This window comes from Salinibacter sp., assembly GCF_042218895.1.
Lineage (GTDB): Bacteria > Bacteroidota > Rhodothermia > Rhodothermales > Salinibacteraceae > Salinibacter.
Genome location: NZ_JBDGQQ010000077.1, coordinates 1 through 7,244, shown reverse-complemented (window position 1 = coordinate 7,244; position 7,244 = coordinate 1). Strand labels below are relative to the sequence as shown.

The window sequence follows — 7,244 nt, the reverse complement described above, 5'->3', positions numbered from 1 at the left end:
GGGGGAGGGATCGATGACCGTGAAGCTGGTCCACAATTATCTCGGCTCGTAGCCTCCGCTACGGTTTGGCACGTACGGCGCACTTGGGCACACGGGTCCGGTCGTTCCGGGGCACGCCCCCAGAGAGAGGAGCGACCCCTGGGCCGAGACACCCTCCCGCGTTGCGCAAACCAGGCCTGGAACGCCACGAGACGCAGAGCTTCTCGGCGGCCGAAGCGCTTTCGGTCACAGTTCGGTTACCTGGCCTTCGCCGAGCCTCCGTTTGGTGTTAAACTCCCGCAACCGAAAGCGCTTGCGGGCGAACGCGGCGTGGCATCCGGGATTGAAGCCCCCGACGATTCGGGAGCAGACAGGCCCGGTCGTCGTTTCGAACGGATTCTCTCCACAACCACACAGAACGCTCATGGAATTTCTACGGCGCCTGCGCGATGCGTGGCTTCGTCTCACGCCGACCTCCCACGTTCTCGAACACGCGGGGGACTGCCCGCACTGCGACGAGCGCACGACGTGGACGATCCGGATTCTTGACGGATACATTCGCTGCCAGCAGTGCAGGCGCAGCCCGCTACGGGACGGCGATTTTGCCCCGGCGGAGCAGCCCGAACAGACGAGACCCCGCTCGGAGCCTCACGTTCCCGCGTGAGGAGAGTCCGGCGCTCATTCCCCACTGCCTCGCTCTGAACATCGGTCCGGAGCGGGGCATTTCTCGTTCCCATCAAGGGGCCACTGGGACGCGCTGTTGGTCCGGCGGGGAGCGCGGAGATGTATCGGCTCCCCCCGCGCACTTGCTGCGACGATGCGGCGTTGTCTCAAATCCCTGCGACCGTGCAGATGGCCTCCGAGCAGGGAGTTGTGGACCAGTCTCGGTCCAAGGTTGTCCTCGGGAATGCCCCGCACGGCCCCTGCGCCACAGTGTCATCGCCAACAATCAGGCCGACACGAGTTGGGCGGCGGACAATGCCGGATTTCAGCTCATCGCGACGTGTCGCGCACGATCTGGACCCACTTCGACCCGCAGTCCGATTGGTCATCGACGAAGGGCATTCGTCGCTACCGGACCTCTGCCCCCAGTGAGCGATGGAGACGGGACCTGCCCCCTACCGAAGAGACCGAGCGATGCATTTCTGTCCGTCCGAAGCGTCCCCTACGCAACACTGCGTTTACGGACAGCCGCGCCTCAACGCCGTCAGACTGATTTCGCCTTCGCCTGGAGCCCCCCTCGGTGTCCCCTCTTTTCGTGCCTCCTGGGCGACCTCTGTGGATCGGAGGCAGAAGGATCTTCAGTTCTCTAATCTAAACGTGCGGCCGCCTCGTGGGGGAAGTCGGCGCCGGTGGGAATTCCTCCACGATATTTCCTATCTTGGTTCCACTGTGGCGTACAGGCTTCGGGGTCGCCCTGCCCCATCGGCCCCGGCTGCACGCCCTGGCTCATCATCTCTCAACAGACCCTCTCCAACCCATGAGCGATCCTGTCTCTGGCATCCACCACGTGACCGCCTACGCTCACGATCCGCAGGAAAACCTCGACTTCTACACCGGCGTCCTCGGGTTGCGGCTCGTCAAGCAGACCGTTCTGTTCAACAATCCCTCGGAGGCCTTCCAGGGGCCCACGATGTACCATTTCTACTACGCCGACGAGACGGGCACTCCCGGCACCGTCCTCACCTTCAAGCCCCACCATAGCATTCAGAAGGGCCAGGTGGGACGTGGGCAGGCCACGGCCACGGCCTTCACGATTCCGGAGGGCGCGGTTGACTACTGGGTAGACCGGCTCGACGAGGCCGACGAGGCGACGCTGTATCCCCCCACCGAGCGCTTCGGGCGCACGGTTATCCAGTTCCAAGACCACGATGATCAGCCGCTTGAGTTGATCACCGGCACGTCCGACATCGATCCGTGGGCGGACGGGCCTGTACCAGCCGAGTACGCCCTGCGTGGCTTCCACGGCGTCACCATTCACCCCGACAACGCCCAACTCACGGCGGATGTCCTTGGGCTGCTCGGCTACGAGCAGGTTGACCACAAGCCCACCCCTCAGGACGGCGACTGGACCCGGTTCCGCGTGCCCGGCCCCGAGCACGCCCAGTTCATCGACCTTTACAACGAGCCCAACATGCACGAGGGGCAGTGGGGATACGGCACGGTTCACCACGTGGCGCTCCGGGCATCGGACGACGAGCACCAGATGGCCGTCCGGCAGCGGCTGCGCGACGCCGGCCATTCGCCCACGACGATGAAAGACCGCAACTACTTCCACTCCATCTACTTCCGGGAGCCAAACGGGGTCAACATCGAGATCGCGACAGACAACCCGGGCTTTCTCCACGACGAACCGGCCGGCGAACTCGGTACCGAGCTGAAGCTTCCGCCCTTCCTCCAAGACAGGCGAGAAGAAGTGGTGGCTCAACTTGCCGACATCACCGTGTAGCGCTGTCCCAGGGACCTTTCCCAGTTCCAGCAAAAATGCCCCCCAGTTGCGGGGGTGGACGGTGCCTTCTCGGTACGCATAGAAAAACCCGTTCCGGGACGAGATCGGAGCAGATGTCTCCGACCGAGCTCTGTTCTCAGCACAACAGAATTGCCCGGGGTACGCTTAATTTCAGCGAGTAACGCAATGAGGGAGGAAGGATCTCTGGTCTCGTGCCAAGGGCGTTTGGGAAAACCTACTCTACCGCCTTCTTGCCCTCGCCAAAACATCGTGGCGTGTCCTCAATTCAAGGCGGCGCGCATGAATGGTTCTCCCGGAACCGACGGAACCCCCTCTTCTCCACTGCTCACCGTTATTCGCTCGACAAACGCCTCTCTACCCACCATGGAAGAAATGGAAGGTCCCAGCCCAGAGTTCATCGCGGCGACCTCAATTGCACAGCTTGCCCCCTTGCTGTTCGACGCGGCGGAGGACGTCGAGAAGCTGGGTGGCGATCCCGAGCACGTGGCCGTGGCCGAGGAAACCGTTCGGGCCTACCTCAAGCGCCAAGATCCCGATCTTGATCGCTCGGTGGCCACGGTGAGCCGCACGGAGGACGGGGTGAAGATCGAATACAAGGACCGCACTGTCACCATCACCTATGGCGATCCCTAGAGACTCAGAGCCAGCTTAAACGGTGGATCGGAAGAGGGGAGCGAGAGTTGGTGGGGGCGAAACTCGGGTCCCGCTCAACGCCCGTAGTGGACATGACCGGCCGAGAGAAGGACCGGCTTGCAGCTCGTCGAGGCCGCTCGAAGCCTGAGACACGAATTCGAAGGGGCTCTCCCGGTTTTCTCACGTGAGACCGCGAGGCATAGGAGGCGGTGCGAGGTGCTATCTGCGTCCCGATCAACAGGAGGACTCGGTCGACAGGAAGAAATCCCTTAGGAACGCGCCGCAGGCGATGCAGCGCATCGTCGAGCTCTGCTTCCTCCCCCCTGATGCGGGCCTCGGTCCTTATGCTGTCTCGGGCTCAGGCCGCGGCCTCGATCCCCCGTGAACGCCTTGCTTTCACCCGGCCTTGAGCCCGCCCGAACGCGCGGCTGCCCGGACGTGTCGCCTGTGCGGAAGCCGGCCGGCGAGGAGTCCGAGGGGCGTGCTCGACAAGAGCGCGTCAAGGCCGGTCGCGTTCGGCCTGTCCCCGTGCTTTTTCCTTCTGGTGCCGAACGCGACCACTCTAGAGCCTCTGATTCCCTGCGAATTGCCGAGTGCCCTGCCCATGGCCCAGCGTCCCTACATTCTCGCCGAAACCAATTGGAAAACGGTCCGCGAGACAGACTACGAGGTGGCGGTGCTGCCGTGGGGCTCTACAGAGGCTCACAACTACCACCTCCCCTACGCGACCGACACCATGCAGTGCGACTACATCGCGGCCGAGGCGGCCCGCCGAGCCTGGGAGGCCGGAGCCCGTCCTCTCGTGCTCCCCACCGTGCCGTTCGGGGTCAACACAGGCCATCTCGACCTCACGGGCGTCATCAACATGCACGCGAGCACGCAGGCCGCCGTCCTTCGCGACGTTGCCGCGTCGCTGACGCGGCAAGGGCTTCGGAAGATCGTGGTGCTCAACGGACACGGCGGCAACGCCTTTGCCCCGCTCATCCGCGAGGTCCAGAACGACCTCGATGACATCTTCCTTTGTGCCGCCCGCTGGTTCGAGATTGGTGACCAGACGGAGTATTTCGACGAGCCGGGCGATCACGCCGGCGAGATGGAGACGAGCGTCATGCTTCGGGTAGCCCCGGAGCTCGTACGGCCCCTCGACGAGGCGGGGGAGGGCCGGGCCCAGGTCTTCCAGATCGAAGCACTGCGCGAGGAGTGGGCCTGGGCCGAGCGGGAGTGGCCCCGTGTGACCGACGATACGGGGGTCGGCGATCCGTCTTCGGCCAGCGCGGAGAAGGGCGACGCGTACCTGGGCCAGGTGACCGGCACCCTCGCCGACCTGTTCCGGGACCTGGCCGCCGCCGACCTGGACGCCCTCTACACTGCCCCAAACGAGTAATCCCGCTTGCTCCCGCGACTACGCTTCTTTCGTCTCCACGGTCCCAATCGTGTAGCCCTCAATTTCGTCCGCCCGGAACCGGAAGACCGAGCCCCCGAGGTGGATGGCCTCGGCCCCGGTCATAACCTCCTGGACGGATACGTGCACGAACTCGCCGGTGTCGCCGTGCTTCCCAACCTCCTCGACCATGGACGAGATGAGGCCGCTCATGGCGTTGACGGCTCCATCCTCGGACCCGGCCTGCTCCTGGGCCATCTCCAGCATCCGAGACGTGTCGGCCTCGAAGGTGGCCCTGCCAACCAGGTGGCCGGTAACCAGGGTTCCACTTACGATTAGGGTCACTGGACAGGCCGCCTGCTCGTCGCTTGCTGCCCTGCTTAGCGCTTGAATTCCTGGATCGCTCATTGAACGGTACTCCGATTGCTTGAAAAACGCCGACGGGGTGCTTTGTAGGAATCTACACGGGATTCGGGACGACAGCAACCGCTCCCCGGCCCCACTCGTGCCTTCTTCGGCGCCACGGCTCCCGAATCCTCCCAGATTCGTCGAATTTCCGTTCCTCCGACGCCCGTCCCCGTGCCGTCACTACGTACGTGATGGCCTCGTCCGGAAAGCGGGACAGACCGATCAGGGCCTTCGCGTCCTCAAGCAGGCCTTCTTCGGGAAGAGGGGCCCACCGCTGTCCTCCCGTACTCTCTATCCTTCTTCCTCTCCAGTCGACCTTGAGGACCCGAGGCGGTAGCGCTCCTCTCTTCGGGGAGGGAGCCTCAGCGTGTGTCTGCTCTTTGGGGAAGTTTACGGCCTTTCCTATACTGTTCTTGTCTTGCGCTCAGAGACGTCGCTCTCTTGCATTCTCCTCTATGCCTAGCTTTTCTTGCCTGCTATGACACGTCGTCGTTCCCTGCTTGTGCTTAGCGCCATCCTCGTACTCGGTGGCCTCATCGGATGCGGGCCGTCGGGCGAGCCCGACGCCAACCCGCAGGCGATCGACGGGGTGGGCGAGCCGGCCTGGGTGCAGGATGCTGTCGTCTACGAGGTGTTCGTCCCCGACGCGTCCAAAGAGGGAACCTTTCAGGGCCTCATCGGGCGGCTCGACGAGATTCAGCGGATGGGGGTGACCACACTGTGGCTCATGCCTATCCACCCGATTGGGAAAAAGCGCCGCAAGGACGACATCGGCCCACTCGGGTCCCCATACTCGATTCGGGACTACTACGCCGTGAATTCAGATTACGGAACGAAGGAGGATTTCCGAGCGCTCGTCGACTCCGTGCATGCGCGCGGGATGCACATCATCCTCGACCTCGTAGCCAATCACACGGCCTGGGACCACCCGTGGCTGGAAAAGCACCCGGACATGTACAGCGACGGCCCCATCAATGGCTTTACGGTTCCGGTGCTGAACGGGGACACGACCAACTGGACGGACGTGGTGGAGCTCGACTACGCGTCCTCGAAGACGCGGCAGAAAATGATCGACGTCATGCAGTATTGGGTCCGCGAATTTGACGTGGACGGGTACCGCTGCGACGTGGCCCACGCCGTGCCCCTCGACTTCTGGGAGAACGCCATCGACTCGGTGGAGACGCACAAGGAGGTGCTGATGCTGGCGGAGGCGGCGGAGCCGGAGATGCACAAGGTTGGCTTCGACCAGACCTACGCCTGGCCCTTCTACGGGGCCCTGAAGCGGGTGTGGGAGGAGGATGCACCGGTGCGGACCCTCGCCACGCAGGTCGACACCACGCTTGCCAACCTGCCGGGGGCCGCCAAGCGGCTCCGCTTTACTACCAACCACGACGAGACGATGTGGGATGCCCCACCCCCGGCACTCTTTGATGGCATGGAAGGGTCGAAAGCCGCGTTCGTGCTGGCCACGAGCATGCCCGGCGCACCGCTCGTTTACAACGGACAAGAGCTGGGCGTTACGGACTCGGTCTCCTTCTTCGCCCGCACACCGTACAATTGGGACCAGGATGCCGAGATTAGGGCCTTCTATCGGGACTATCTAAATCTGTACCGCGACAGCCCTGTCCTACGGGAAGGCACCCTGACCATCCACACTCCAAAGGCGGAGGACGTGCTGGTGTACGAACGCTCGACGGACGCGGAGACCCTCGTCGTCGCCGTCAATGTTCGGGACACCCCGAAGACGATCTCTCTGCCAGACGCCTACTCGGGGACGTCGTTGACCAACGCGATGACGGAGCAGACCGTGGAGGGCGATTCGCTGACGCTCGACGCCTACGGGTACCGCCTCCTCCGCGCCGGCTCGTAGACGCTGCCCCCTACGCACGGGGAGCGCCCCGCCCGCGACGATCAACGAGGTCCAGGACTCGCCACCGTCCCAGCGGTCTCGGAGGCGGGTCTACGTTCAGTCGGGACGGAGCACCAGACCAGCGTGCCCCGGCACCTCCAGGAGCAGCGCTGAGCCATCCTGCTGCACCCGCCCTGGGGCACCCTCGGGAACTGATCGAAGTATCTCGTAGGTGTGCCGCAGCGAGTCGGGGAGGGGGACGCGGGCGCTGTGGGCCTCGGCGCTCCGGTTGAGGGCGACGAGCACGGTATCGGCCTTGTGGGTGCGGGCGTAGGTGATCATGTCGCGCTCGTCGTCGGCCTGCACAACCCCGAAGGCCCCCCGGCGCAGGGCCTCGTGGTTCCGGCGTAGAGCAGTGAGGGCCCGGTAGGTCGCAAACAATTTGTCGTTGAAGCGCACCGGATCGGCCGGACGGTCGTGGCCGAACGGGTGGTCGTCCTCCACGTCGTAGTCCTTGTCCCGCC

Annotated in this window: 6 protein-coding genes; 4 read left to right on the top strand and 2 right to left on the bottom strand. The window is 64.1% G+C overall.

The genetic code is table 11. The features are described 5' to 3' along the window. The first annotated feature begins 1,459 nt into the window (after positions 1-1,459). The 3 genes from ABEL04_RS07185 to ABEL04_RS07175 all read left to right on the top strand — a co-directional run bounded on the left by ABEL04_RS07185 (position 1,460) and on the right by ABEL04_RS07175 (position 4,466). Positions 1,460-2,428, top strand: a complete 969-nt coding sequence (locus tag ABEL04_RS07185; protein WP_375801707.1) for a ring-cleaving dioxygenase — start codon at positions 1,460-1,462, stop codon at positions 2,426-2,428. Positions 2,429-2,728: 300 nt separating this feature from the next. Further along, positions 2,729-3,082 carry a hypothetical protein gene (locus tag ABEL04_RS07180; protein ID WP_375801706.1) on the top strand — a complete coding sequence of 118 codons (354 nt, stop codon included), beginning with the start codon at positions 2,729-2,731 and terminating at the stop codon, positions 3,080-3,082. A gap of 604 nt (positions 3,083-3,686) precedes the next feature. After that, a complete protein-coding gene (locus ABEL04_RS07175; protein WP_375801705.1) occupies positions 3,687-4,466 on the top strand; it encodes a creatininase family protein in 780 nt (259 codons plus the stop codon). 18 nt (positions 4,467-4,484) lie between these two features. Here the strand turns inward: ABEL04_RS07175 and ABEL04_RS07170 are convergent, their stop codons facing one another. Beyond that, a complete protein-coding gene (locus tag ABEL04_RS07170; protein ID WP_375801704.1) occupies positions 4,485-4,871 on the bottom strand; it encodes a hypothetical protein in 387 nt (128 codons plus the stop codon). A gap of 478 nt (positions 4,872-5,349) precedes the next feature. Here ABEL04_RS07170 and ABEL04_RS07165 point away from each other — a divergent pair, with 478 nt between their 5' ends. Next, positions 5,350-6,741: an alpha-amylase family glycosyl hydrolase gene (locus tag ABEL04_RS07165; RefSeq protein ID WP_375801703.1), complete on the top strand. Its 1,392-nt coding sequence runs from the start codon at positions 5,350-5,352 to the stop codon at positions 6,739-6,741. A gap of 96 nt (positions 6,742-6,837) precedes the next feature. Here ABEL04_RS07165 and ABEL04_RS07160 read toward each other — a convergent pair. Next, a partial coding sequence (locus ABEL04_RS07160; protein ID WP_375801702.1) for an alpha-glucosidase C-terminal domain-containing protein occupies positions 6,838-7,244 on the bottom strand: 407 nt, incomplete at its 5' end.

Bases quoted from the DNA above. Each gene is read 5' to 3' on its own strand.
- ABEL04_RS07185 (WP_375801707.1), top strand. From the start codon at position 1,460: ATGAGCGATCCTGTCTCTGGCATCCACCACGTGACCGCCTACGCTCAC.
- ABEL04_RS07180 (WP_375801706.1), top strand. From the start codon at position 2,729: ATGAATGGTTCTCCCGGAACCGACGGAACCCCCTCTTCTCCACTGCTC.
- ABEL04_RS07175 (WP_375801705.1), top strand. From the start codon at position 3,687: ATGGCCCAGCGTCCCTACATTCTCGCCGAAACCAATTGGAAAACGGTC.
- ABEL04_RS07170 (WP_375801704.1), bottom strand. From the start codon at position 4,871: ATGAGCGATCCAGGAATTCAAGCGCTAAGCAGGGCAGCAAGCGACGAG.
- ABEL04_RS07165 (WP_375801703.1), top strand. From the start codon at position 5,350: ATGACACGTCGTCGTTCCCTGCTTGTGCTTAGCGCCATCCTCGTACTC.